The sequence below is a fragment of the Micromonospora sp. NPDC005324 genome (genome assembly GCF_040607155.1).
GTDB classification, from domain to species: domain Bacteria; phylum Actinomycetota; class Actinomycetes; order Mycobacteriales; family Micromonosporaceae; genus Micromonospora; species Micromonospora trifolii.
The window spans coordinates 1-23,835 of the sequence record NZ_JBEXGE010000010.1; the positions used below are offsets into that span (position 1 = coordinate 1).

The window sequence follows — 23,835 nt, forward strand, 5'->3', positions numbered from 1 at the left end:
CCCGGAGCCCGGAGCCCGGAGCCCGGAGCCCGGAGCCCGGAGCCCGGAGCCCGGAGCCCGGAGCCCGGAGCCCGGAGCCCGGAGCCCGGAGCCCGGAGCCCGAAGTCGCGAGAAAGCAAGACCGCCGTACCCCCGAGGAGAGCGGGATACGGCGGTCGGTGCGGCGGACCTCAGGAACCGGGGGTGTTGTTGGCTCCCTTGGCGGTGGCCGCGAGGTAGTCGCGGTTGAGCCGGCCGATGGTGTTCAGCGGGATGCCCTTCGGGCAGGCCGGGGTGCACTCGCCGGCGTTGGTGCAGCCGCCGAAGCCGGCCTCGTCGTGCGCGTCGACCATGCCGATCACCCGGGTGTAGCGCTCGGGCTGGCCCTGGGGCAGCAGCGAGAGCTGGGTGAGCTTGGCGGCGGTGAAGAGCATGCCGGAGCCGTTCGGGCAGGCTGCCACGCAGGCGCCGCAGCCGATGCAGGCCGCGGACTCGAAGGCGGCGTCGGCGTTGGCCTTGGCCACCGGGGTGGAGTGGGCCTCGGGCGCGCTGCCGGTCGGCGCGGTGACATAACCGCCGGCCGCGATGATCTTGTCGAAGGCGCTCCGGTTGACGACCAGGTCCTTGACGACCGGGAAGGCGCTGGCCCGCCACGGCTCGATGTCGATCGTCTCGCCGTCCTTGAACTGCCGCATGTGCAGCTGGCACGCGGTGGTGCCGCGCTGCGGCCCGTGCGCGTCGCCGTTGATCATCAGGCCGCACATGCCGCAGATGCCCTCGCGGCAGTCGTGGTCGAACGCCACCGGGTCCTCGCCAGCGAGGATCAGCCGCTCGTTGAGCACGTCGAGCATCTCCAGGAACGACATGTCCGGGGACACGTCGTCGACCGGATAGGTCACCATCCGACCCTTGTCCTCAGGGCCCCTCTGGCGCCAGATGCGCAGGGTCAGGTTCACTTGTAGCTCCGAGACGTGGGGTGGACGTATTCGAACTTCAGGTCTTCCTTGTGCAGCACCGAGGGCTCGCCGTCAGTGGTGAACTCCCAGGCCGCCACGTACGCGAACCGGTCGTCGTCGCGCTGCGCCTCACCGTCGGGGGTCTGGTGCTCGGCCCGGAAGTGGCCGCCGCAGGACTCCTCGCGGTGCAGGGCGTCGATGCACATCAGCTCGGCCAGCTCGAAGAAGTCGGCCACCCGGCCGGCCTTCTCCAGCGACTGGTTGAGTTCCTCGCCGGTGCCGGACACCTTGACCCGCTGCCAGAACTGCTCGCGCAGGGTACGGATCTCGTCGATCGCCTTGCGCAGCCCGGCCTCGCTGCGCTCCATGCCGCAGTGTTCCCACATGATCTGGCCCAGTTCCCGGTGGAACGAGTCCACGGTCCGGTCGCCGTCGACAGCGAGCAGCCGCTGGACGCGGTCCTCGACGTCGGTGCGCGCCTCGACGGCCGCCGGGTGGCTGGCGTCGACCTTCTCCAGCGGACCGGAGGCCAGGTAGTTGGCGATGGTGGTGGGCAGCACGAAGTAGCCGTCGGCGAGGCCCTGCATCAGCGCCGAGGCGCCGAGCCGGTTCGCGCCGTGGTCGGAGAAGTTCGCCTCGCCGATCACGAACAGGCCGGGGATGTTCGACTGGAGGTCGTAGTCGACCCACAGGCCGCCCATCGTGTAGTGCACGGCGGGGTAGATGCGCATCGGCACCTCGTACGGGTCCTCGCCGGTGATCCGCTCGTACATCTCGAAGAGGTTGCCGTACTTGGCCTCGATGGCCTTGCGGCCCAGCCGGCCGATCGCGTCGGCGAAGTCGAGGTAGACGCCGAGCTTCGTGGGCCCGACGCCCCGACCCTCGTCGCACACGTTCTTCGCGGCGCGGGAGGCGATGTCGCGGGGGACCAGGTTGCCGAAGGAGGGGTAGATCCGCTCCAGGTAGTAGTCCCGCTCGTCCTCTCCGATGTCCTTCGGGCTGCGGTCGTCACCCTTGGTCTTCGGCACCCAGACCCGGCCGTCGTTGCGCAGCGACTCGCTCATCAGGGTCAGCTTCGACTGGTGGTCGCCGGAGACCGGGATGCAGGTCGGGTGGATCTGCGTGTAGCACGGGTTGGCGAAGTACGCGCCCTTGCGGTGCGCGCGCCAGGTGGCGGTGACGTTGCAGCCCTTGGCGTTGGTGGAGAGGTAGAAGACGTTGCCGTAGCCGCCGGAGGCGAGCACCACGGCGTCGGCCATCTCGGTGCTGATCTCGCCGGTGACCATGTCCCGGACCACGATGCCGCGTGCCTTGCCGTCGACGAGGACCAGCTCCAGCATCTCGTGCCGGGTGTTCATCTCCACGGTGCCCAGGCCGATCTGCCGTTCCAGGGCCTGGTACGCGCCGAGCAGCAGCTGCTGGCCCGTCTGGCCCCGGGCGTAGAAGGTGCGCTGCACCTGGGCGCCACCGAAGGAGCGGGTGTCCAGCAGGCCGCCGTACTCGCGGGCGAACGGCACCCCCTGGGCGACGCACTGGTCGATGATGTTGACCGACACCTCGGCGAGCCGGTGCACGTTCGACTCCCGGGAGCGGAAGTCGCCGCCCTTGACGGTGTCGTAGAAGAGCCGGTGCACGGAGTCGCCGTCGTTGCGGTAGTTCTTCGCCGCGTTGATGCCGCCCTGTGCCGCGATGGAGTGCGCCCGGCGCGGGCTGTCCTGGTAGCAGTAGGACTTGACGTGGTAGCCCTGCTCGGCCAGGGTCGCGGCGGCGGAGCCGCCGGCCAGGCCGGTGCCGACCACGATCACCGTCATCTTGCGGCGGTTGGCGGGGTTGACCAGCTTGGCCTCGAAGCGCCGGGTCTCCCAACGCTTCTCGACCGGGCCGGCGGGAGCCAAGGTGTCGGCGATCGGGTCGCCCTCGGTGAAGAGTTCCATGTCAGGACACCAATCCGGTGAGTACGGCGAACGGGACCACCAGGTACCCGGCGCAGAGCACCACGGCGAAGATCAGAGCCGCGGTACGCGCCCTGCGCTCGCCGCGCGGCGTCTGCTGGCCGAGGCTGCGGAACGCGCTGAACGCGCCGTGACGCAGGTGGAAGCCCACCGCGAGGATGGCGAGGGTGTAGAAGAGCGTGACGTACCAGCGCTCGGGCGCGAAGTCGGCGACGACGTTGCCGTACGGCTTGCTCTCGTCGCCGACCGGGTTCAGCGTGCCGGTGGTCAGGTCCAGCAGGTGGTAGATCACGAAGAGCAGGATGATCACTCCACCCCAGCGCATCGTGCGGGCCGCGTAGCTGCCGTTGACCTTCTTGCGGTGGGCGTACTTGACCGGGCGGGCGGCACGGGCGCGCCGGGCCAGCACCGTGGCGGCCACGATGTGGGCGACGACCGCCACGACCAGCACGGTGCGCAGGATCCACAGGAACCAGACGCCGGGCAGCAGTGGCTTGCCGATGTCGCGCAGCCAGTGCGCGTAGTGGTCGAACGAGGTCTCCCCCGTGAACACCTTCAGGTTGCCGAGCATGTGGGCGATGAGGAACAGCGCCAGCACGATGCCCGTCACCGCCATGACGGCCTTGAGGCCGACGTTCGAGCGGATGGGCGACCGAGTCTTCGTGATTACCACAGGACCGACGCTAGGAGCACTTCGACCAGTCGTCCAATGCATCAAACTCGCAGTGTTGATAGCCGTAAGCTATTTAGATGCAGCTCCATCAGCTCAGGTACTTCGTCGCGGTGGCCGAAGTACGACATTTCACCCAAGCCGCCGACATCGTGGGCATCACTCAGCCCTCTCTCAGTAAGCAAATTCACGCTCTGGAGGCCGACCTCGGAGCACCGTTGTTCGAGCGGCTAAGGGGCAACATCGCGCTCACCGCGGCGGGTGAGGTGCTGCTGCCGTTGGCCACCCGCATCCTCGCCGACGTGGAGACCGCGACCCGGGAGGTCCAGGAGTTGGTCGGGCTGCGCCGGGGCCGGGTCCGGCTCGGGGCCACCCCCAGCCTGGCCACCTCGCTCGCCCCGCCGGTGCTGCGCCGGTTCCGCGACGCGCACCCCACCATCGACCTGCGCGTCGAAGAGGGCGGCTCCCAGGACCTGGTCCGCGACCTTCTGCGCGGCGACCTCGACCTGGCCCTGATCATCATGCCGGCGCAGGGGGCCGACCCGGGGCTGCGGGTCGACCCGATCCTGCGGGAGAGCCTGGTGGTGGCCTCGGTGGGGGAGGTGACGACCGCGTCGACGACCGGTGAGCTGCGCATCACCGACCTGCGGGACCAGCCGATGGTGATGTTCCGGGAGGGGTACGACCTACGCGACGCGACCATCCAGGCGTGTCGGGAGGCGGGCTTCGAACCCACCTTCGCTGTGGACGGCGGCGAGATGGACGCGGTGCTCAGCTTCGTCGAGGCGGGGCTCGGCATCGCGCTCGTGCCCGGCATCGTGCTGGCCCGCCGGCCGGGCGTACGGATCACCCCGCTCGCCCCGCCCGGGGTGCGGCGGACCATCGCGGTGGCCCGTCGGCGTGACGTCGTACCCACCCACGCCGGTCGGGAGCTCCGGCGCATCCTGCTCGACTACATCCAGGCGGCGATCGACCTCGGCGAACTGCCCCCCGGCGTCGAGCCACTGACCTGACCCGGCCTGGGCCGCCGCCGCTGAGCCCGGCAGCGGCCCGGCCGCCGGGCTCAGCGGCCCTCGACGTCGTCCATCGCCCGATAGATCCGCTGCTCGGAGACGGGGTACGGGGTGCCCAGCGCCTGGGCGAAGACGTTCACCCGCAACTCCTCGATCATCCAGCGGATCTGCCGGACGGCCGTCTCCTGACGGCGGGCCGGCGCCAGGTTGGCGAGCAGGTCGGCGTACTCCTTCTGCACCACGGCGATCCGGTCCTGCTGCTGGCGGTCCCGCTGCGGGTTGCCGCCCAGCCGCTCCAGTCGACGCTCGATGGCGGTGAGGTAGCGCAGCAGGTCGGGCAGGCGCGCGTACCCGGTCTCGGTGATGAAACCGGCGTGCACCAGCCCGGCGAGCTGGCTGCGGATGTCGGCCAGCGCCGCCACCACGGCGAGGTTGCGGGTCGCGCCGAGCCGCTGCTCGACGGCGTACGCGGAGGCGAGGACCTTGCGGACCCGGTCCATCACCTCGACGACGGTGTCGACCAGGTCGGCGCGGACCTTCTCGCGCAGGGCCGCGAAGCCGTCGGCGTCCCACGCCGGCCCGCCGGCCACACCGATCAGCCGGTCGATGGCGGCGCCCGCCGCGTCCTCGATCAGCTCCTGTACGCCGCCGTGCGGGTTGCGGCTCAACGCCAGCTTCGCCTCGTTGTCGAGCCGCCCCTGGAGGAACCGCGCCGGGGACGGCACTGTGAGCCGCAGCAGCCGGCGGGTGCCGGCCCAGTGCGCCGCCTCCGCCTCGGCGGGGGAGTCGAACACCTTCACACCGACCGTGGCGCCCTCGTCGACCAGTGCCGGGTACGCGGTGACCGCGTAACCGGCGCGGACCTGCTCGATGGTGCGAGGGAGCGTGCCGATGCTCCACTCGCGCAGCCCGGTGCGGGCCACCTCCGGTGCGGCGGCCGCCACCACCTGACGTACCTCCTGGCGGAGTTGGCGTTGCAGGGCCGGCAGGTCCTTGCCCTCGGCGACCGGTTTCTCGTCGTCGCCGAGGACCCGGAAGGTCACCCGCAGGTGCGCCGGAAGCTTGCCCGGCTCCCAGGCGTCGCGAGGCACTGTCACCCCGGTCATCCGGCGCAGTTGCCGGGTGAGCGCGTCCAGCAGCGACTCCTCGCCCGGAGTGATCGCCGCCAGAGCGGCCCGGGCGTAGTCCGGCACCGGGACGAAGTTGCGGCGGATCGCCTTGGGCAGCGAGCGGATCAGCGCGATCACCGTCTCCTCGCGCAGCCCCGGCACCTGCCAGTCGAAGGTCTCCGCCGGCACCTGGTTGAGCAGCGGCAGCGGGATGTCCACTGTGACGCCGTCGTCCGGCGTGCCCGGCTCGAACCGGTAGGTCAGCGGCAGGCTCACGCCGTCGGCCTGCCACTCGTCCGGGTAGTCGTCCTCGTCCACCCCCGGTCGGCCGTCGTTGATCAGCAGGTCGCGGGTGAAGGTGAGCAGGTCGGGTTGCTCACGGCGGGTGTTCTTCCACCAGCTGTCGAAGTGCCGGCCGGAGGACACGTCGGCCGGGATGCGCTGGTCGTAGAAGCCGAAGATGGTCTCGTCGTCGACCAGGATGTCCCGGCGTCGGGCCCGGCTCTCCAGCTCCTCGATCTCGGCGAGCAACCGCTTGTTGTCCGCCCAGAACTGGTGATGGGTCTGCCAGTCGCCCTCGACGAGGGCGTGCCGGATGAACAGCTCCCGGCTCAGCGTCGGGTCGATCCGCCCGAAGTTGACTGTGCGGGAGCTGACCAGCGGGACGCCGTACAGGGTGACCTTCTCGTAGGCCATCACCGCGGCCTGCTTCTTCTCCCAGTGCGGCTCGCTGTAGCTGCGCTTGACCAGGTGCTGCGCGAGCGGTTCGACCCACTCCGGCTCGACCCGGCCGGCGATGCGCCCCCACAGCCGGGAGGTCTCCACCAGCTCGGCGGCCATCACCCAACGCGGCGGCTTCTTGAACAACGCCGACCCGGGGAAGAGCGCGAACTTCGCGCCCCGCGCCCCCAGGTACTCGTGTTTCTGAGCGTCCTTCAGCCCGATGTGCGACAACAGGCCGGGCAGCAGCGACTGGTGCACCTTCGAGGTGTCGATCTCCTCCGGAAGGTCCGCGCCACCCCGACGGCCCGGGCCGGCGTCCGCGTCGTCCGAGCTGTCGCGCGCCGGCCGCCCACCACGCCGGTCGCCGTCGGCCGGGGTACGCAGCACCTGGCGCAGCTGGCTGACGATGTCCTGCCACTCGCGGATCCGCAGGTAGTTCAGGTACTCCGCCTTGCACATCCGGCGAAACGCGCTGGAGGAGAGTTCCCGCTGCTGCTCACGCAGGTAGCGCCACAGATTGAGGTAGGCGACGAAGTCCGACTCCTTGTCGGCGAACCGGGCGTGCGCCTGGTCCGCCTGGGCCTGCTTCTCGGCCGGCCGCTCCCGTGGGTCCTGAATGGAGAGCGCGGCGGCGATCACCAGCACCTCGGTGGCGGCGCCGTTGCGTTCGCCCTCGACCACCATCCGGGCCAGGCGCGGGTCGACAGGCAACTGGGCCAGCCGCCGGCCGAGCGCGGTGAGCCGCTTCGCCGGGTCGGCCTCGGTCGGGTCCAACGCGCCCAGCTCGTGCAGCAGGTTGACGCCGTCGGTGATGTTGCGCTTGTCCGGTGGGTCGATGAACGGGAACGCGGCGAGGTCGCCGAGCCCGATCGCCGTCATCTGGAGGATGACCGACGCCAGGTTGGTGCGCAGGATCTCCGGGTCGGTGAACTCGGGCCGGGATCCGAAGTCCTGCTCGTCGTAGAGGCGGATGCAGATGCCGTCCGAGGTGCGGCCACACCGGCCCTTACGCTGGTTGGCCGAGGCCTGGGAGACCGGCTCGATCGGCAGCCGCTGCACCTTGAGCCGGCTGGAGTAGCGGGAGATGCGGGCGGTCCCCGGGTCCACCACGTACTTGATGCCGGGCACTGTCAGCGAGGTCTCCGCGACATTGGTGGCGAGCACCACCCGGCGCGAGGAGTGCGCGGCGAAGACCCGGTGCTGCTCGGCCGAGGGGAGCCGCGCGTACAGCGGCAGGATCTCGGTGCCGAGCAGCGTTCGCTTCGTCTGCACCAGCTTGCCCAGCGCGTCGGCGGTGTCCCGGATCTCCCGCTCGCCGCTGAGGAAGACCAGGATGTCCCCGGGCCCCTCGGCGGCCAGCTCCTCGACGGCGTCACCGATCGCCTGGATCTGGTCGCGGACGTTCTCCTCGTCGCCGTCCTCCTCGCCCTCGGCGAGCTCGACAAGGGGCCGGTAGCGCACCTCCACCGGGTAGGTACGCCCCGAGACCTCGACCACCGGCGCTGGCACGCCGTCGGGCTCGTCGGCAGTGGGTGGCCCGGCGAAGTGCCGGGCGAACCGGTCGGTCTCGATGGTCGCCGAGGTGATGATCACCTTGAGGTCGGGTCGTCGGGGCAGCAGCTCCCGCAGGTACCCGAGGATGAAGTCGATGTTGAGGCTGCGCTCGTGCGCCTCGTCGATGATCAGAGTGTCGTACTGGCGCAGCATCCGGTCGGTCTGCAACTCGGCCAGCAGGATGCCGTCGGTCATCAGCTTCACCAGGCTGCGCTCGCTGACCTGGTCGGTGAAGCGCACCTTGTAGCCGACCACGTCGCCCAACTCGGTGCCCAGCTCGTCGGCGATCCGGTCGGCCACCGTCCGGGCGGCCAACCGCCGGGGCTGGGTGTGCCCGATCAGGCCGTGCACCCCGCGCCCCAACTCCAGACAGATCTTGGGGATCTGGGTGGTCTTGCCGGAGCCGGTCTCGCCCGCCACGATCACCACCTGGTGATCGCGGATCGCGGCGGCGATGTCGTCCTTGCGTTCACTGACCGGCAGACCCGCCGGGTACGTGATCACGGGCACCGCCGCCTGGCGGGCGGCGAGCCGCTGCTCGGCCCGGACCAGGTCGGCGGTGATCTCGGTCAGCGCCGCCTCCCGACGCTGCGGGTCGCGCAGCTTGCGGGCACCGTCCAGTCGCCGCTGGAGCCGGCGCTGGTCGCGGAACATCAGAGGTGTGAGGCGGCGGTGCAGCTCGCGAACGGGGTCGGACGCGACGGAGGCGGTTGGATTCTGCATGTCGTGCCCAAGGATAGGCAGCCCGGCGGCGCACCGCCCCTGGGTTACCGAGCGGCCGGCTCTGCGAAGGCCACCTCCAGTCCCTCGACGGCCACGAGTGGGCCCTAGAGTTGGCGGCCGACGTCGAGCGCTGGGGGAGCCGGATGGAGATGCGCGACACCGACCGTGCGTTGGTGCAGGCCGCGACGGCGGTCTCCAAGCTGCGCTGCCGCAGCCAGCACCACACTGTCGCGTCGGCGGCCCGGACGGCGGACGGGCGGGTCTTCACCGGCGTGAACGTCCAGCACGCCACCGGAGGGGCCTGCGCCGAGTTGGTCGTGATCGGCACGGCCGCCACCCAGGGTGTCACAGCCCTGGAGACGATCGTCACTGTCGCCGACCGTGGGCGCGAGGTCGTCGCGCCCTGTGACAGGTGCCGGCAGGTGCTGCGGGAGCACGTCCCGGAACTGCGGGTGATCGTCGGCCCGATGGACGCCCTGCGGGTGGTCCCGCTCGGTGAGTTGCCGGCGGAGACCGGCAGCGGCTCGGCCGGCTGACCGGGCCCGGCGTCAGTCCCCGGAGGCCGCCTCCAGCATCGACTGCGGCACCGGCACGCTCTCGAACCGCAGGTTGCCCTCCGGGAGCAGCCACGACGTGACTCGCGCCACCAGGCGACCGGCCCGCACGGCGGGGTCGTTGGCGAAGAGCGCGCGTGCCTCGTCCGGGGCGATGGACAGCACCACGAAGCCCCGCAGCTGCTCGTCGTCGGGATGCAGGAACGGCCCGGCCGCGAGCACCAGCCCCTGCTGCACGAGGCCCGCCTGGTGGGCCAGGTGCGCCTCCCGCAACCGGTCGATCGCGTCCTGCGGCAGCTCCGGCGGATCCGACGGCCGGGTCAGCAGGACGACCGTGTGCTGGTCGAATCGCATGCTCACACCCTATGACGTGAATGTCCCTCTTCTGGGTGTCATCCGCCATCCGACCGTCGTGGGACAGTCCGCGAATCCCATTCTCGTATCGAGGTTCGCAGCGATTGGGAGGTGCGGCATGGTCACCAGACGTCGGCTGCTCGCGGCCAGTGCCACCGGCGGCGCGGCGGCCCTGATCCCGGTGGGCTGGGCGGCATCGGGCCGGGCGCTCGCCGCGGCACCGCCGCTGGACGCCCGTGAGATCCCGAAGTACGTCACGTCGCTGCGGATCCCCCCGGCCATGCCGACGGTTGCCACCGACCCCGAGCGCGACACGTACGAGATCGCGGTGCGACAATTCCGCCAGCAGATCCTGCCTCCATCGTGGCCGCGCACCACAGTGTGGGGTTACGGCTCCACCGCGCACCCCGGCAGCTTCGGCTACCCGGCGCCCACCATCATGGCGCGGGTGGGCCGCCCGGTACGGGTGACCTGGATCAATCAACTCGTCGACGACCGGGGCGATCACCTGCCGCACCTGCTGCCGGTGGACCCCACTCTGCACTGGGCCAACCCGGCCGGTGGCATCGAGCAGCGGGACCGCCATGGGCAGTGGGACGGCAGCCCGCAGGGGTATCGCGGGCCGGTGCCCCAGGTGGTGCATCTGCACGGTGCGCACAGCTCCCAGGAGAGCGACGGACACTCCGAGGCGTGGTACCTGCCGGTGGCCCGCGACCTGCCGCCCGACTTCGCCGTGTCCGGCAGCGCGTACCGCGAGTTCCGGGCCCGCTTCGCCGAGCGGTTCGGCCTGCGCTGGGCGCCGGGCTCGGCCACCTTCGAGTACGCGAACGACCAGCGGCCCTGCACCCTCTGGTACCACGACCACACGCTCGGGCTGACCCGGGAGAACGTCTACGCCGGGCCCGCCGGGTTCTACCTGCTCGGTGGGGACGAGCTGCCGGAGGGAGTGCTGCCCGGCCCGGCGCCGACTCGCGACGAACCGCCGAACGCCTCGTACCACGACGTTCCGCTGATGATCCAGGACCGCAGCTTCACCGCCGACGGTGAGCTGCGCTACCCAACGAGGTACTCCGGCGGCGGCGACGGGCCACCGACCTGGGTGCCGGGGTTCTCCGGCTCCACAATCGTGGTCAACGGCCGCACCTGGCCCACGTTGACGGTCCAGCGTCGGCGATACCGGTTCCGGTTGCTCAACGGCTGCAACAGCCGGTTCCTGCTGCTCAGCGTGGTCGCGAACGCCACGGCGCGACCGGCCCGGCCGGTGCTACCGGTCTGGCAGATCGGCAGCGACGGCGGTTTCCTGCCCGAGCCGGTGCCGCACGAGCGGGTGACCCTCGGCCCGGCCCAACGGGTCGACGCGATCGTCGACTTCACTGACGTTCCGGTCGGCACCGAGCTGCACCTCGTCAACGAAGGGCCGGACGGGATGTACGGCGGCGGTCGGCCCGGGGTGGACTTCGAACCCGCCGACCCGCACACCACTGGACAGGTGCTGCGCTTCGTGGTCACCGACGTGGCCGGCGCGGACCCGAGCGTCCCACCGGAGCAGCTACGGCTGCCGTCACACCCGCGGCTCGGCCCGGCCCAGCGGGTACGCCGGTTGTCGCTCAACGAGCGGATGCCCGACGGGTCGATGATCATGCTGCTGGGCGTCCTCGACGAGCGCGGCCGGGGTCTGCCGTTTCGCTGGAGCGACCCGGTGACCGAGCAGCCCACCCTCGGCGACACCGAAGTGTGGGAGGTGCGCAACTTCACCCGGCACGTGCATCCGGTCCACCTGCACCAGGTCCAGTTCGAGCTGCTCGGTCGGGGGCACTCGGGCCGGTCGCTGCCAGGCCCTGGAGACCGCGGGTGGCTGGACACGGTGCTCGCGTACCCGTGGGAGGTGACCCGGATCAAGGCGCACTTCGACCTACCTGGTCGGTACGCCTGGCACTGCCACCTGCTGGAGCACGAGGACAACGAGATGATGCGGCCGCTGAACGTCCTACCGCGCGGTGGCGCGGCGGCCGGGGGCGGTGGCTCGCCGGGCGGGGCGGTGGAACCCGGGACGGCATCGACCGACGCCGGTTAGGCGCCTTTCCGCAGGTCGGCTAAGGTTAGGCGAACCTAAGCCCGATTGTGCAGGAGATTCGTGACCGCCCTCGCCAGCCGGCCGACCCGGAGTCGGGCCAGCACTCGCACCGGGCGTCGGGTGACCGTCACCGTCGGGGCCGCGCTGGTGCTGCTGCTCACCGTGCTGGCCAGCTTCGCGCTCGGCAGCCGACAACTCGGCGTCGACCAGGTCTGGCACGCGCTCGTCGCGCCGGACGGCGGCGACGCCAGCACCATCGTCCGCGAGCTGCGGATGCCCCGGACCGCCCTCGGCCTCGCTGTCGGGCTCGCGCTCGCCGTGGCCGGGGTGCTGTTCCAGGCGCTCACCCGCAACCCCCTCGCCGAGCCGCGCATCCTCGGCATCAGCGCGGGCGCGTCGTTCGGGGTGGTGCTCGCGATCTCCGTCTTCGGCGTCGGCACGCTCGCCGGGTACGTCTGGTTCGGCATCGCCGGAGCCCTGATCGCCGGGCTGCTGGTCTTCGCCATCGCCACCCGCGCCCGCGAGGGCGCCAGCCCGGTCACCCTCGCGCTGGTCGGCGCGGCGCTCGACGCCAGCCTTGCCTCCGGGGTGTACGCGCTGCTCAGCATCGACGCCCGCACCTTCGAGGAGTACCGCTTCTGGGTGGTCGGCGGGCTGGCCGGCCGGGACCTGACGGTCGCCGCGCAGGTGCTGCCGTTCGTCCTCGCCGGGTTGGTGCTGGCCGTCCTGGTGGCCCGAGGTCTGGACGCGTTGGCCCTCGGCGACGACGTGGCCCGTGGCCTCGGCCACCGGATCGGCCTGGTCCGCCTCGGCGGTGGCCTCGCCGCCGTGCTGTTGACCGGCGCCGCGGTGGCCGCCGCCGGACCTGTCGCGTTCGTCGGGTTGGCCGTTCCGCACCTGGCGCGCGCCCTGGTCGGCGCGGACCACCGCTGGACCCTCGCCGTCTCCGCCCTGCTCGGGCCGGCGCTGCTGCTCGCCGCCGACATCGTCGGTCGGCTCGTCGCCCCGCCCGGCGAGATCCCGGCCGGGATCGTCACCGCGCTGATCGGCGCGCCACTGCTGGCCGTGCTGGTCCGCCGCGCCCGGGTGGTGACCGCGTGACCACGACCCGGCACCCAGGCGCGCCTGGCGCCGATGCGGCTCGGCTGCCAGGGCGGTCGCTGCTGCGGATCGGCCCGGTCAGCCTGCTGATCCGCCGTCGCGCGGTACTGGTGGCCGCCGCGCTGACCGTCCTGCTCCTGCTGGCCGTCGTGCTCAGCCTCTCGCTGGGCACCCCGTACGTCGCCCCGGCCGACGTGCTGCGCGCCCTCTCCGGCACTGGCACCCCGTACGACCTCGTGGTCTTTGATCTTCGGCTGCCGCGGGTCGTGCTGGCGGCCGTGGCCGGCGCCGCCTTCGGCGTGGCCGGCACGCTGATCCAGAGCGTGGCCCGCAACCCACTCGCCAGCCCGGACGTCATCGGCATCACCCAGGGCGCCGGCCTCGCCGCGACAGTGGCACTGACCAGCGGAATGGCCGCGGTGCTGGTGGCACCCACCGCGCTGGTGGGCGGGCTGCTCGCGGCGGTCCTGCTGTTCGCCCTCGGCGCTCGGCACGGGCTGGCCGCGCAGCGGTTCGTGCTCGCCGGGGTGGCTGTCGCGTTCGGCTTCCGGGCGCTCACCGAGGTGGTCATGCTCACCGCCGACCCGATCGACGGGCTACGCGCGCAGATCTGGCTGATCGGCACCCTGGCCGGCAAGGGCTGGACCGAGGCCGTCTGGATCGCCGGCACACTGCTGGTGCTGCTGCCGGTGCTGGCCTGGGCCGGCTGGGCGCTGAACAGCACCGCCCTCGACGACGACACCGCCCGGGGCGTCGGGCTGCGCCCGGTGGCCCGCCGGATCGGCCTCGCCGGCACCGGCGTACTCGTCGCCGCCATGGTCACCGCGCAGGTCGGCGCCGTCGACTTCGTGGCGCTGGTCGCCCCGCAGGTGGCCCGACGACTGGTACGCGCCGAACGACCCCCGCTGGTCTGCGCGGCGCTGCTCGGCGCCCTCCTGCTGGTGCTGGCCGACCTGGCCGGCCGGCGGCTGTTCGCACCCACCCAACTACCCGCCGGTGTGCTGACCGCAGCGATCGGCGGCCCGTACCTGATCTTCCTGCTGCTGCGCGGCCGGCGGCGGTCGTCGTGACGCCACAAGGAGTCGTGTGATGCTCTCCACCCGCGACCTGGTCGCCGGCTACGACGAGCGGACAGTGCTCGACGGGCTCGACCTCGACCTGCCCACCGACGCGTTCACAGTGATCGTCGGACCCAACGCGTGCGGCAAGTCCACCCTGCTGCGCACGATGGCCCGGCTACTCACTCCCCGCCGAGGCACTGTGCTGCTGGACGGCACCGCCATCCGCGACCTGCCGACCCGGGAGGTGGCCCGCCGCCTCGGCGTCCTGCCGCAGAGCCCGCTGGTGCCCGAGGGCGTCACGGTGGCGGACCTGGTCGGGCGCGGCCGGCAGCCCTACCAGCGGTGGTGGCGGCAGTGGTCGTCGGAGGACGGCGCGGCGGTGGACCAGGCGATGGCCCTCGCCGACGTCACCGACCTGGCCGACCGACCGGTGGACAGCCTCTCCGGCGGTCAACGGCAACGAGTGTGGATCGCCATGACACTCGCCCAGGACACCGACGCCCTGCTGCTGGACGAGCCGACCACCTTCCTCGACCTGGCCCACCAGGTGGAGGTGCTGGACCTCCTGCACCGGCTGCGCTCCGAGCGGGGCCGCACAGTGGTCGCCGTGCTGCACGACCTGAACCAGGCCGCCCGGTACGCCGACCACCTGGTCGCCATGCGCGCCGGCGCCGTGGTCGCCGCCGGACCACCCCGGGAGATCCTCACCGCCGACCTGGTCCGCGACGTCTTCGGGCTGGCCTGCGTGGTGGTGCCCTGCCCGGTGACCGGCGCACCGCTGGTGGTGCCCGCGTACACCGGCGGCAACGCTCCGGCTCCCGGTGCCGCGTCGGGTGGCCCGGTCGCCGCGCCGGGTGGCCCGGTCGATGCGGCCGCTGGGGCGGAAGACACCGATTCGTCGACGGCGTCCGTACCGGACGCCCGACCCTCCACCGGCGACGCGGCCAACCCGCTCGCCGGCTCGCACCCCTCGAAAGGACTCTGATGCGTCGTCTCGTCGCAGCTCTCGCCGCGGCCGTCGCCCTCGGTGCCGGCCTCACCGCCTGCGGTAAGAGCGACCCGGTCGCCGGCTCCACCACCGGGGAGACCCGGGAGATCACCCACGCCATGGGCACCACCAAGGTCCCGGCCGAGCCCAAGCGCGTCGTCGTGCTCGACACCGACAAGATCGACACGGCGCTGTCGCTGGGCATCACACCCGTCGGCGCGGCCACCGCCGGTGAGGCGAAGAGCTGGCCCACCTACTTCGGCGCGGACAAGCTCGCCGGCATCAAGGAGGTCGGGGTGCTCACCGAGCCCGACCTGGAGGCGATCAACGCGCTGAAGCCGGACCTCATCCTCGGCAGCAAATTCCGCCAGGAGAAGTTCTACGACGAGCTGGCCGCCATCGCACCGACCGTGTTCACCGACAAGGTGGGCATCACCTGGAAGGACAACCTGCTCGTCGACGGCAGGGCGCTCGGCCGCGAGCAGCAGGCCAAGGATGTGCTCGCCACGTACGAGAAGCGGGCCAAGGACTTCGGCGCGACGCTCGGCGACGCCGCCGCGCGCAAGGTCTCCATCGTGCGGTTCCTGCCCGGCAACATCCGGGTGTACGGCCCGGACTCGTTCTCCGGCATCGTCATCGGCGACACCGGCCTGGGCCGCCCCGAGCGGCAGCTGCTCGCCAACAAGGAGGACAAGCGCTTCGACCTGGTCAGCCCCGAGCGGATCAACGAGGTCGACGGTGACGTCATCTTCGTGACCGCGTACGGCGACAAGGCCGCCGCCGAGCAGACCAAGGTCGCCGGCGGGACGCTGTGGAAGGGCCTCGGTGCGGTCAAGGCCGGCAAGGCGTACCCCGTCTCCGACGAGGTCTGGATGACCGGCATCGGCGTCGGCGCCGCCAACAAGATCCTCGACGACCTGACCAAGTACCTCCCCGCCGCCTGACACCCCTAGCCACCATGCGTCAGCGCACCCCGCGCGCCGGCTCATGATCGTGCTCGATCCAGGACGTAGTGGCCTCCCCGTCTAGGGAGGCCACTACCTCCATGTTCGAGCGCGATCACCGTCACCGGGGGGAGCGCGAGCGTGCCCGTAGGGCGGCTCGGACCTCGGCGAGAAACCCGTCGAAGTCGCGATCGGCTTCGCGCAGCCGAACAGGCCGTCGCCACATCGGCGCCGATGCGCGCGTTTTCCCCAAGATCGCGCTCGACCATGGATGTAGTGGCCTCCCAAGAGGCGGAGGCCACTACATCCTGGATCGAGCGCGATCTTGTCAGGCAGGCGGGTGGAGCGCGTTCAGGCGGGTGGGGCGTGGAGCGGGTGCGGTGCGGGGGGCGCGGAGGGTGGGGGTGGGATTAGGCGGCGGTGGACCAGATGGCGCGGAAGGCGGCGGCTTCGCCGGAAAGCCATCGCTCGATCTGGTCGGGCTTGGCGTCGGTGGGCATGCGGTGGGCCAGGCCGCGGCGGACGTCGACCAGGACCGGCTCGGCGTGCGGGAGCACCGCGTCCATGTGTCGGGCCATCAGGTGGAGGGTGGCGAGCACCGATTCCTCGCTCGGTGGGGCCTCGTCGAAATGCAGGCGGACCGCTTCGGCGCGGCCATCGGCGTGGCGTACCCCGAAATGGGGGTTGATCTTGACGGGCAGGTCGCCCAGCATGGCCAGGGCGTCACGGGTCTGGGCGAGATCGACGGCGGCCGGCTCGCCGAGGGAGTGCAGCCAGGTCGTGGCGCCGGGGACGAGCGCCTGGTAGAGCGGGCGCCATCGTGGCTTGACGATGTCGGCCACCCCGGCCAGGTGGGTGCCGCCGGTGTGGAAGGCGATGTCGGCCTTGAGTGCCTTGACGAACTGGCCGTGCGGGTTGAAGCCGGACCGGCTGGCGCGCTGCTTGCGCAGCCCGCCGACGAAGGTCGCCTTGGTGGGGCCGGTGCGGTCGACGTAGCGGGTGAAACCGAGCAGTGTCGCGTAGGGGGTGAGGGGTGTGGAGGCGGGCGCGATCACGGGCGTCCTCCCAGGTCAGGATCTTGATTAGTACATACATTCTAATCGACAGGTCTGACATTGCCCAGCAAAGTTGAGGGGTCGACCACCTCTTGACCACCGGACGATCTGCCCGATTGGCCGAGTGTCGCGGCCCGCCGTCGGTAGGTCGTCGCCGATAGCATCTGCCCGGGCTCACCGGCCGTTCCTGCCTCGGGGTGACGCGGCGTAGGGCACCCGTCTTCGCCATCAGGGCGTCGCGCCGGCCGGGTCGATCCAGTCCGGCTCACCTCATTGCTAAAGCGTCCATGATCAATTTCCGATCGTGGCTACGGCGAACACTTGCCGCCCTCGGAGCGGTTGTGGTCAGCCTCGCCGGGACTCTGGTCTTCATGACCCCGGCGCACGCGGACTATCCGGGTTTCAGCATCAATCACGAGGTGCGGTGCACGGCCGACGGCACCTACCAGATCCGCTGGACCGTCCTTGCCGAGACACCTACCACCAACGCGACGCGATACCGGTTCGTCACGGTGGAGGTGATTCCGCCCGACACCAGCATCGACCCCATCGCTGCCAGCCCCGAGGGCGTCGTCCCGCACTCCCTCGGCGAGCCGGTGATCGGCAGCCAGACCCTGCCCGGCACCACCACCTACGCCGATTTGCACCCAGGTGGGTGCAGTGGGACGACGGCTACTACGAGACGTCCGGCTTCTCCGGCGGCGTTCCGCTCGACGGCAGGTGCGGGCAGCCGCCCACCGATCCGACGGCCACCGGTGACCGGTCAGTCGACCGGCGGCGTGGTCGCCGGTGCGGGCCTGCTGCTGGGCGTGGGCGCGACGCTGTTCGTCCTGGCCCGTCGTCGAGGGATCTGGTTCACCGTCTGACACCCGCCGGCCTGCCGCTTGGGGAAGCTGGCTGATCAGAGAAACAGCCGCCCGGGGACGGGACGCTCCCTTGCTCGCGTTCGCGATGCCGCAAACTTTGTCCCACTTAGGGCGTTATTGTGCCTTGTGGTCATTGGTGAGGCGTCCAGGGTCGTCATCCCTGGCAGGGGTACGGCGGTGCGGACCGTCCAGTCCGCCGACCCCGCGGCTGACCGTGACCGCTACCTGGATCTGTTGCGGACGATCGCCCTGGTCCGCGTCGTGCTCTTCCACGTCACCGGCTGGATCTGGCTGAGCCTGCTGGTGCCGGCGATGGGTCTGATGTTCGGCATCGCCGGTTCGTTGATGGCGGCCTCACTCGACCGGCACGGTCCGTCGGCGGCGCTCCGGCGGCTGCGCCGGCTGCTGCTGCCGTACTGGGCGTTCGGCGCGATCGCACTGGCGGTGCTCTCCGTCGGGTGGCGGCCCCTGCCGAGTGGCGTGGCCGGCTGGGCTGAACTGCTCTGGTGGGTGCTACCCCTGCGGGTGCCGCCGGTAAGTGGGCAGTCCTGGGCCTGGGTGTTCCACATCGGGCTCTGGTACGTCGTCACCTATCTGTGGTTGGTGCTGCTCTCGCCGGTGCTGCTGCGGCTGTTCCGCCGCTGGCCATGGCCCAGCATCGGTGTCGCCACCGCGCTGCCGGTCGGGATGCACCTCGCCGGTGTGCACGCCGGCTACTTCGTCGCCGCCTACCTCTCCTGCTGGCTGATGGGCTTCGCCCACCACGATCGGCTGCTGCACCGCGTCCCGTGGCGCTGGTACGGCTGCCTCGTGGCCGGCCTCGCCGGGGTGGGCGGCACCTGGGTGGTGGTCGCCATGGCGACCGGCCGGGCCGTCGACCTCAACCACATCGCGGGCGGCACCACGCTGTGGTCGATGGCCCTCGTCGCCGTGCTGCTGAGGGCGCAGCCCCGGCTCGCCGGCCGGGTGCCGCTGGGCGGCCTGCTCCGGGTGGTCAACGCCCGAGCGGTCACCATCTATCTCTGGCACATCCCGGCCAGCCTCGGGATGTTCCTGCTGCTCGCGCCGGTGCTGCCGTACAACTCGACGGCCTCGATCGCGCTGCGGCTGACCGGAGTGTGCCTCCTGACCGCCGGGGCGGTGCTGCTGTTCGGCTGGATCGAGGACGTGGCCGCCCGGCGTACCCCGGCGCTCTTCCGCCCCGGGCCCGTTGGCCCCCGACGGTCCGTCGGGGGCCAACACGTCAGAGTTGGCCGACGTCGGTGATCCGCACGACCGCCGCGCCGACCTCCAGTCGGGATCAGGTCCGAGCAACGGTACCCATGCCCATCGCGGAAAGTGCCACCTAGATCCGGACAACCGACCTCGATCTTGTCCGGGCGCACCTGGAACGACCGCAGCTCAGCACTTGCCACCAGGTGCCACTTCAGGCCGGAGGGGGACAAAGACACGTCGGGCCGGTGTACCGGAGGGTGACCACATTCAGCCGGTCTGGTGGCGGGGGAGAGGTCACCCCGGGCTCTCGGTCGAGGCTCCAGCGGGCGGTGCGTCGAGCGGCGCCATGATCCAGCGGCCGCCGGTCCACTCCACGTTGTGTCGCCAGGTCGTGCGACCCGAGGGGCCAGCGACGACCATTGACAGCGCGTACGCCCTCGGGGTCAGGGTGCTCCACGACACCTCGGTCAGCGTCCAGCCTCTGCCGCCGTACGCCGTGATCCGCTCGGCCGCATCCCCTGGGTGCGCATCGTTACCGAGGTGCTGGCGTAGCCCGGGCTCGTCCTTCGCCTGCAGCAGCGACACGTACGTCTGCGCATAGCCGCGGAGGGTCGCTGGGTCCGGATTCGACGACTCGTCCGGACCACCGCATCCGCCGGAGACGGCGGCAAGGAGAGTCAGAGCAACAATCCTCGCCGCCGTTCGGGAAATCATTCGTGTCATGTACGTCCTGCGTAGTAGTTGGCGCTGCCCCAGTCGGCCAACACCTGGTTCATGGATCGCCGGTAACGGTTGGTCGTGTGGTACGTCAGATAAGGCGTCCCGCCGCTAACATAGGACACCATCATGGTGTGATCCTTGCTGCCGTCCCTGGAACCGTCGACCTGTAGTACATCGCCGATCCCCATGTACCAGACGTTGCTGAGGCTGGTGACGCGTCCGCTGTAGCTGTAGGCGAAGCTTGCCCAGGAGTTGACGTTGATCCAGGACCATGTCTCGTTCGCCGAGTTGTACCACCAATTTGCCGAGTCCCGGTACCACCCAAGGTCATCGGACCATCCACCCGCGCGCAGCGCCTGGCTCGCGAAGTTGGTGCAGTCACCGCCGACGTCGCTGAACGAGCGGTAGGCAGTGTTGTAGCTGGACCAGTAACGCTCCAGATAGGTCGCCATCGCGCCGTAATTGTATGCCAGCGCAACCATCCCGGAGCCCTTTGTCGGACCCATGACGGCGGGCCTGGCTGTCGCCGCTGGCGTTTCGGTCCCCATCGGGGCCCTCGCAGTCGGGGCCGCTGGCGGCGAGCCTGCCTTCTGGGCGTCCCCATGGACGAACGCTTCGGCCGTCCGGAGTGGCAGCAGGCCAGTCGGTTCGAGTTGCCGGTCCTCGGTCAGTTGCCAGCGGCCCGCTGCGTCCTGACGGAAGACGAAGGTGTGGCGGGCGGTGTACCCGGTCGTCGGCGGCTCGTCGCCGCGGATCTTCGCATAGGAGAGCATCGTCGTCTCGTTGGCGTCGATGGTGACGACATCACCTGATCGGCCGATCCGTTCCACGGCCAGTGACGTGTCCGCACTGGTGAATCCCTCGCCCACGGAACGTAGCCAGCTCCGGTGCGCGCGGATCGCGGTGGCCATGGTCTCTTCCCGCGCGGTCTGGCGGGCGTCGACGGCGACCATGCCGTCGGCGAGCGCGGCCGGCGACATCGTCGCCGTGGAAGTCCCCACGATCGCGGTCGCCCGATGCTCCAGCGACTGCTCTGCGGCACCAGCCAGGATGTCGGCGGTGGCGACATCGACCTGCATGCCGATCGAGCCGGTGGTCGCGGCGGCGGCTGGCACGTGGAGCGCCGCCTCGGCCGTCACAAGGGTCAGTGCGCTGACCAATAACGCCGAAGCGCGCATGGCTTTCGATCTTCTCATCGGATCTCCCCGCTGTCGAGATTCGGATTGAGATCCATCGTGATAGAAGATGGTGAATCTGTAAACACGATTGTCATGGCGTCCCAGACTCTGACATGCGGGCCGCCTGAAAATCTGCTATCCGACACCTTTGGATTGGTCATCACGCGAGCGGGACGGTATGCGAACATGGCCGACCGGTGTTCGAAGGTGCGTTTCTGCGGCAGGGCGCGAAGGGCCTGGATTAGGTGCCGGCATTACCGCTGAATTCGCCAACAATGGGATCGCTCGTGACGTCGCGGGTAATTGATCTATTAGATGGTGACAAAAGCTTCCGGATCGCCCGCACTATTCCAAGTGCTGGTCATGGCTGAGTTGCCTATCGTCGCGCATCAGGCAGGCGGTTCGTCGGGGACACCGTCGCGGTGGCCCCGACGAACGCCGTTGCTCAACTCGGTCGAGGCCCTTCCTAGAGCTGGCCGACGTCGGTGATCCGCACGACCGCCGCGCCGACCTCGTCCGAGGCCACCAGGTCGATCTCGGCGCTGATGCCCCAGTCGCGGTCGCCGTTGGGGTCGTCGAAGCTCTGGCGGACGGTCCACCGTTCCCGCCCCTGCTCGATCATGAGCAGCGCCGGCCCTCGGGCGTCCGGCCCGACGCCGATCGAGTCGTACTCCTCGAAGTACGGCGCGAGCGCGTCGGCCCAGGCGTCGTAGTCCCAGCCGTCCTCGGCGTCCAACTCGGCGAGCAGGTCCCAGCGGCGTAGCGCGGCCAGTTCGACGCGGCGGAACAGCGCGTTACGCACCAGCACCCGGAACGCCCGCGCGTTGCGGGTCACCGCCGGCGGCCGATCGGTCAGGGCGGCGTGCGCCTGGGCGACCTCGGCCACGTCGGACGGGTTGCGCAGCCGTTCCCACTCGTCGATGAGACTGGAGTCGACCTGGCGGACCAGCTCGCCCAGCCACTCGATGAGGTCGATCAGCTCCTCGGTCTTGGCGTCCTCCGGCACGGTCTGGCGCAGCGTCTTGTACGCGTCGGCCAGGTAGCGCAGGACGAGACCCTCCGAGCGGGTCAGCCCGTAGAACTGCACGTACTCGGTAAAGGTCATGGCCCGCTCGTACATGTCGCGGACGACGGCCTTGGGGGAGAGCTGGTGGTCGGCGACCCAGGGGTGCCCCTGCCGGTACATCTCGTACGCGGCCTCCAGCAGCTCGGCCAGGGGCTTCGGGTGGGTCACCTCGTCGAGCAGTTCGATGCGCGCCTCGTACTCGATGCCCTCGGCCTTCATGGCGGCGACCGCCTCGCCGCGCGCCTTGAACTGCTGCGCGGAGAGGATCTGCCGGGGGTCGTCGAGGATCGACTCGATCACGCTCAGCACGTCGAGCGCGTACGACGGGGACTCGGCGTCGAGCAGCTCGATGGTGGCCAGCGCGAGGGGGGAGAGCGGCTGGTTGAGGGCGAAGTCGAGCTGGAGGTCGACGGTGAGCCGGATGCGCCGGCCGGTCTCGTCCGGCTCGGGCAGTTCCTCGACGACCCCGCCGGCGCGCAGCGCCCGGTAGATGGCGATGGCCCGTCGGATGTGCCGGCGCTGCGCGACGGGCTCCTCGTGGTTGTCGGTGAGCAGGTGCCGCATCGCTGTGAACGCGTCCCCGGGCCGGCCGATGACGTTGAGCAGCATCGAGTGGCTGACCTGGAAGCTGGAGGTCAGTGTCTCCGGCTCGGCGTCGACGAGTCGGTCGAAGGTGGGCTGGCCCCAGCCGATCGAGCCCTCCGGCGGCTTCTTACGGACCACCTTGCGTCGCTTCTTCGGGTCGTCGCCAGCCTTCGCGAGGGCCTTCTCGTTGTCGATGACGTGCTCCGGGGCCTGCACCACGACCCGGCCGATGGTGTCGTAGCCGGCCCGGCCGGCCCGCCCGGCGATCTGGTGGAACTCCCGGTTCTTCAGCAGCCGGGTACGGATCCCGTCGTACTTGGACAGCCCGGTGAACAGCACGGTGCGGATCGGCACGTTGATGCCGACGCCGAGGGTGTCGGTGCCGCAGATGACCTTCAGCAGACCAGCCTGGGCGAGGGTCTCCACCAGGCGGCGGTACTTGGGCAGCATGCCGGCGTGGTGCACGCCGATGCCGTGCCGGACCAGCCGGGACAGCGTCTTGCCGAAGCCGGCGGTGAACCGGAAACCACCGATCGCCTCGGCGATCATGTCCTTCTCGGCGCGGGTGCAGACGTTGACGCTGGTCAGCGCCTGGGCGCGTTCCAGCGCGGCGGCCTGGGTGAAGTGCACCACGTACACCGGGGCCTGCTTGGTCTCCAGCAGCTCCTCGAGCGTCTCGTGCAGCGGCGTCATCGCGTACGAGAAGATCAGCGGGACCGGCCGCTCCGCCGTGCGTACGACGGCGGTCGGCCGCCCGGTGCGCCGGGTCAGGTCGTCGACGAAGCGGGTGGTGTCCCCCAGCGTGGCGGACATCAGGATGAACTGGGCCTGCGGCAGCTCGATGATCGGCACCTGCCACGCCCAGCCCCGGTCGGGTTCGGCGTAGAAGTGGAACTCGTCCATGATCACCTGGCCGACGTCGGCCTTCGTGCCCTCCCGCAGCGCCAGGTTCGCCAGGATCTCCGCGGTGCAGCAGATGATCGGGGCGTCGGCGTTGACGCTGGCGTCGCCGGTGAGCATGCCGACGTTCTCGGCGCCGAAGACCTCGCAGAGCGCGAAGAACTTCTCCGACACCAACGCCTTGATCGGCGCGGTGTAGAAGGTCGTCCGGCTGTCGGCGAGAGCCGCGAAGTGCGCGGCGATCGCCACCAGGCTCTTACCCGAGCCGGTGGGCGTGTTCATGATCAGGTTGGCGCCGGAGACGATCTCGATGACCGCCTCTTCCTGATGGGGGTAGAGGTCGAGGCCGCGCTCCTTCGCCCAGCCGGCGAATGCGTCGAAGAGGGTGTCGGGGTCGGCGCTTGTCGGCAGCGCGGCGGTGAGCGTCATAGCCTGTCCATGGTGCCTGGATCATGCCCCGGTACGCCAACCCGGACCGCACCGGACCCCCGTCCA

The 23,835-nt window shown here is 70.6% G+C and carries 18 protein-coding genes; 9 read left to right on the plus strand and 9 right to left on the minus strand.

The window, feature by feature from the left end; translation table 11 throughout:
* Positions 1 to 170: 170 nt before the first annotated feature.
* From ABZS40_RS12810 to ABZS40_RS12820, 3 genes are read right to left on the minus strand one after another with little or no spacing between them, the layout of a single operon-like run.
* Positions 171 to 935 (minus strand): succinate dehydrogenase/fumarate reductase iron-sulfur subunit, encoded by a 765-nt coding sequence (locus tag ABZS40_RS12810; RefSeq protein WP_354943454.1) that lies wholly within the window; start codon positions 933 to 935, stop codon positions 171 to 173.
* On the minus strand, positions 932 to 2,869 hold the full coding sequence (locus tag ABZS40_RS12815; RefSeq protein WP_354943455.1) for a fumarate reductase/succinate dehydrogenase flavoprotein subunit: 1,938 nt from the start codon (positions 2,867 to 2,869) through the stop codon (positions 932 to 934). The genes ABZS40_RS12810 and ABZS40_RS12815 overlap by 4 nt, the downstream gene beginning before the upstream one ends.
* 1 nt (position 2,870) lies before the next feature.
* Positions 2,871 to 3,554: a succinate dehydrogenase cytochrome b subunit gene (locus ABZS40_RS12820; RefSeq protein ID WP_354943630.1), complete on the minus strand. Its 684-nt coding sequence runs from the start codon at positions 3,552 to 3,554 to the stop codon at positions 2,871 to 2,873.
* Between the two features lie 83 nt (positions 3,555 to 3,637).
* Here ABZS40_RS12820 and ABZS40_RS12825 point away from each other — a divergent pair, with 83 nt between their 5' ends.
* Entirely contained in the window at positions 3,638 to 4,570 is a 933-nt protein-coding gene (locus tag ABZS40_RS12825; RefSeq protein WP_354943456.1) for a LysR family transcriptional regulator, read from the plus strand.
* A 50-nt stretch (positions 4,571 to 4,620) separates the two neighbouring features.
* Here the strand turns inward: ABZS40_RS12825 and hrpA are convergent, their stop codons facing one another.
* Positions 4,621 to 8,679, minus strand: a complete 4,059-nt coding sequence (gene hrpA, locus ABZS40_RS12830) for an ATP-dependent RNA helicase HrpA (RefSeq protein ID WP_354943457.1) — start codon at positions 8,677 to 8,679, stop codon at positions 4,621 to 4,623.
* A 149-nt stretch (positions 8,680 to 8,828) separates the two neighbouring features.
* Here hrpA and ABZS40_RS12835 point away from each other — a divergent pair, with 149 nt between their 5' ends.
* Positions 8,829 to 9,215: a cytidine deaminase gene (locus tag ABZS40_RS12835; protein ID WP_354943458.1), complete on the plus strand. Its 387-nt coding sequence runs from the start codon at positions 8,829 to 8,831 to the stop codon at positions 9,213 to 9,215.
* A gap of 12 nt (positions 9,216 to 9,227) precedes the next feature.
* Here ABZS40_RS12835 and ABZS40_RS12840 read toward each other — a convergent pair whose 3' ends face one another.
* Entirely contained in the window at positions 9,228 to 9,587 is a 360-nt protein-coding gene (locus ABZS40_RS12840) for a YciI family protein (RefSeq protein WP_354943459.1), read from the minus strand.
* Between the two features lie 118 nt (positions 9,588 to 9,705).
* Between ABZS40_RS12840 and ABZS40_RS12845 the strand changes: the two genes are divergently transcribed.
* The 5 genes from ABZS40_RS12845 to ABZS40_RS12865 are packed head-to-tail and all read left to right on the plus strand — an operon-like array spanning position 9,706 to position 15,755.
* Positions 9,706 to 11,661 carry a multicopper oxidase domain-containing protein gene (locus ABZS40_RS12845; protein WP_354943460.1) on the plus strand — a complete coding sequence of 652 codons (1,956 nt, stop codon included), beginning with the start codon at positions 9,706 to 9,708 and terminating at the stop codon, positions 11,659 to 11,661.
* 60 nt (positions 11,662 to 11,721) lie between these two features.
* The gene (locus ABZS40_RS12850; RefSeq protein ID WP_354943461.1) at positions 11,722 to 12,762 is read left to right on the plus strand and encodes an iron ABC transporter permease; all 1,041 of its coding nucleotides are present in this window, start codon (positions 11,722 to 11,724) and stop codon (positions 12,760 to 12,762) included.
* Positions 12,759 to 13,832 carry an iron ABC transporter permease gene (locus ABZS40_RS12855; protein WP_354943462.1) on the plus strand — a complete coding sequence of 358 codons (1,074 nt, stop codon included), beginning with the start codon at positions 12,759 to 12,761 and terminating at the stop codon, positions 13,830 to 13,832. Before ABZS40_RS12850 ends, ABZS40_RS12855 begins: the two co-directional genes overlap by 4 nt.
* Before the next feature lie 19 nt (positions 13,833 to 13,851).
* Entirely contained in the window at positions 13,852 to 14,808 is a 957-nt protein-coding gene (locus ABZS40_RS12860) for an ABC transporter ATP-binding protein (RefSeq protein ID WP_354943463.1), read from the plus strand.
* A complete protein-coding gene (locus ABZS40_RS12865; protein ID WP_354943464.1) occupies positions 14,808 to 15,755 on the plus strand; it encodes an iron-siderophore ABC transporter substrate-binding protein in 948 nt (315 codons plus the stop codon). Before ABZS40_RS12860 ends, ABZS40_RS12865 begins: the two co-directional genes overlap by 1 nt.
* Positions 15,756 to 16,165: 410 nt before the next feature.
* Here the strand turns inward: ABZS40_RS12865 and ABZS40_RS12870 are convergent, their stop codons facing one another.
* A complete protein-coding gene (locus ABZS40_RS12870) occupies positions 16,166 to 16,810 on the minus strand; it encodes a hypothetical protein (RefSeq protein ID WP_354943465.1) in 645 nt (214 codons plus the stop codon).
* Positions 16,811 to 17,181: 371 nt separating this feature from the next.
* Here ABZS40_RS12870 and ABZS40_RS12875 point away from each other — a divergent pair, with 371 nt between their 5' ends.
* Both ABZS40_RS12875 and ABZS40_RS12880 read left to right on the plus strand, forming a co-directional pair.
* On the plus strand, positions 17,182 to 17,676 hold the full coding sequence (locus ABZS40_RS12875) for a hypothetical protein (RefSeq protein ID WP_354943466.1): 495 nt from the start codon (positions 17,182 to 17,184) through the stop codon (positions 17,674 to 17,676).
* Between the two features lie 177 nt (positions 17,677 to 17,853).
* Entirely contained in the window at positions 17,854 to 18,942 is a 1,089-nt protein-coding gene (locus ABZS40_RS12880) for an acyltransferase (RefSeq protein WP_354943467.1), read from the plus strand.
* A 243-nt stretch (positions 18,943 to 19,185) separates the two neighbouring features.
* Here the strand turns inward: ABZS40_RS12880 and ABZS40_RS12885 are convergent, their stop codons facing one another.
* The 3 genes from ABZS40_RS12885 to ABZS40_RS12895 all read right to left on the minus strand — a co-directional run bounded on the left by ABZS40_RS12885 (position 19,186) and on the right by ABZS40_RS12895 (position 23,769).
* Entirely contained in the window at positions 19,186 to 19,476 is a 291-nt protein-coding gene (locus ABZS40_RS12885; RefSeq protein WP_354943468.1) for a hypothetical protein, read from the minus strand.
* A gap of 134 nt (positions 19,477 to 19,610) precedes the next feature.
* A complete protein-coding gene (locus ABZS40_RS12890; RefSeq protein ID WP_354943469.1) occupies positions 19,611 to 20,807 on the minus strand; it encodes an amidase domain-containing protein in 1,197 nt (398 codons plus the stop codon).
* Positions 20,808 to 21,255: 448 nt separating this feature from the next.
* Positions 21,256 to 23,769, minus strand: a complete 2,514-nt coding sequence (locus tag ABZS40_RS12895; protein ID WP_354943470.1) for a DUF3516 domain-containing protein — start codon at positions 23,767 to 23,769, stop codon at positions 21,256 to 21,258.
* Between the last annotated feature and the right edge of the window lie 66 nt (positions 23,770 to 23,835).

Coding starts and splice junctions, on each gene's coding strand:
- ABZS40_RS12815 (WP_354943455.1), bottom strand. CDS start 2,869: ATGGAACTCTTCACCGAGGGCGACCCGATCGCCGACACCTTGGCTCCC.
- ABZS40_RS12825 (WP_354943456.1), top strand. CDS start 3,638: ATGCAGCTCCATCAGCTCAGGTACTTCGTCGCGGTGGCCGAAGTACGA.
- hrpA (WP_354943457.1), bottom strand. CDS start 8,679: ATGCAGAATCCAACCGCCTCCGTCGCGTCCGACCCCGTTCGCGAGCTG.
- ABZS40_RS12835 (WP_354943458.1), top strand. CDS start 8,829: ATGCGCGACACCGACCGTGCGTTGGTGCAGGCCGCGACGGCGGTCTCC.
- ABZS40_RS12840 (WP_354943459.1), bottom strand. CDS start 9,587: ATGCGATTCGACCAGCACACGGTCGTCCTGCTGACCCGGCCGTCGGAT.
- ABZS40_RS12845 (WP_354943460.1), top strand. CDS start 9,706: ATGGTCACCAGACGTCGGCTGCTCGCGGCCAGTGCCACCGGCGGCGCG.
- ABZS40_RS12860 (WP_354943463.1), top strand. CDS start 13,852: ATGCTCTCCACCCGCGACCTGGTCGCCGGCTACGACGAGCGGACAGTG.
- ABZS40_RS12865 (WP_354943464.1), top strand. CDS start 14,808: ATGCGTCGTCTCGTCGCAGCTCTCGCCGCGGCCGTCGCCCTCGGTGCC.
- ABZS40_RS12875 (WP_354943466.1), top strand. CDS start 17,182: ATGACCCCGGCGCACGCGGACTATCCGGGTTTCAGCATCAATCACGAG.
- ABZS40_RS12890 (WP_354943469.1), bottom strand. CDS start 20,807: ATGAGAAGATCGAAAGCCATGCGCGCTTCGGCGTTATTGGTCAGCGCA.
- ABZS40_RS12895 (WP_354943470.1), bottom strand. CDS start 23,769: ATGACGCTCACCGCCGCGCTGCCGACAAGCGCCGACCCCGACACCCTC.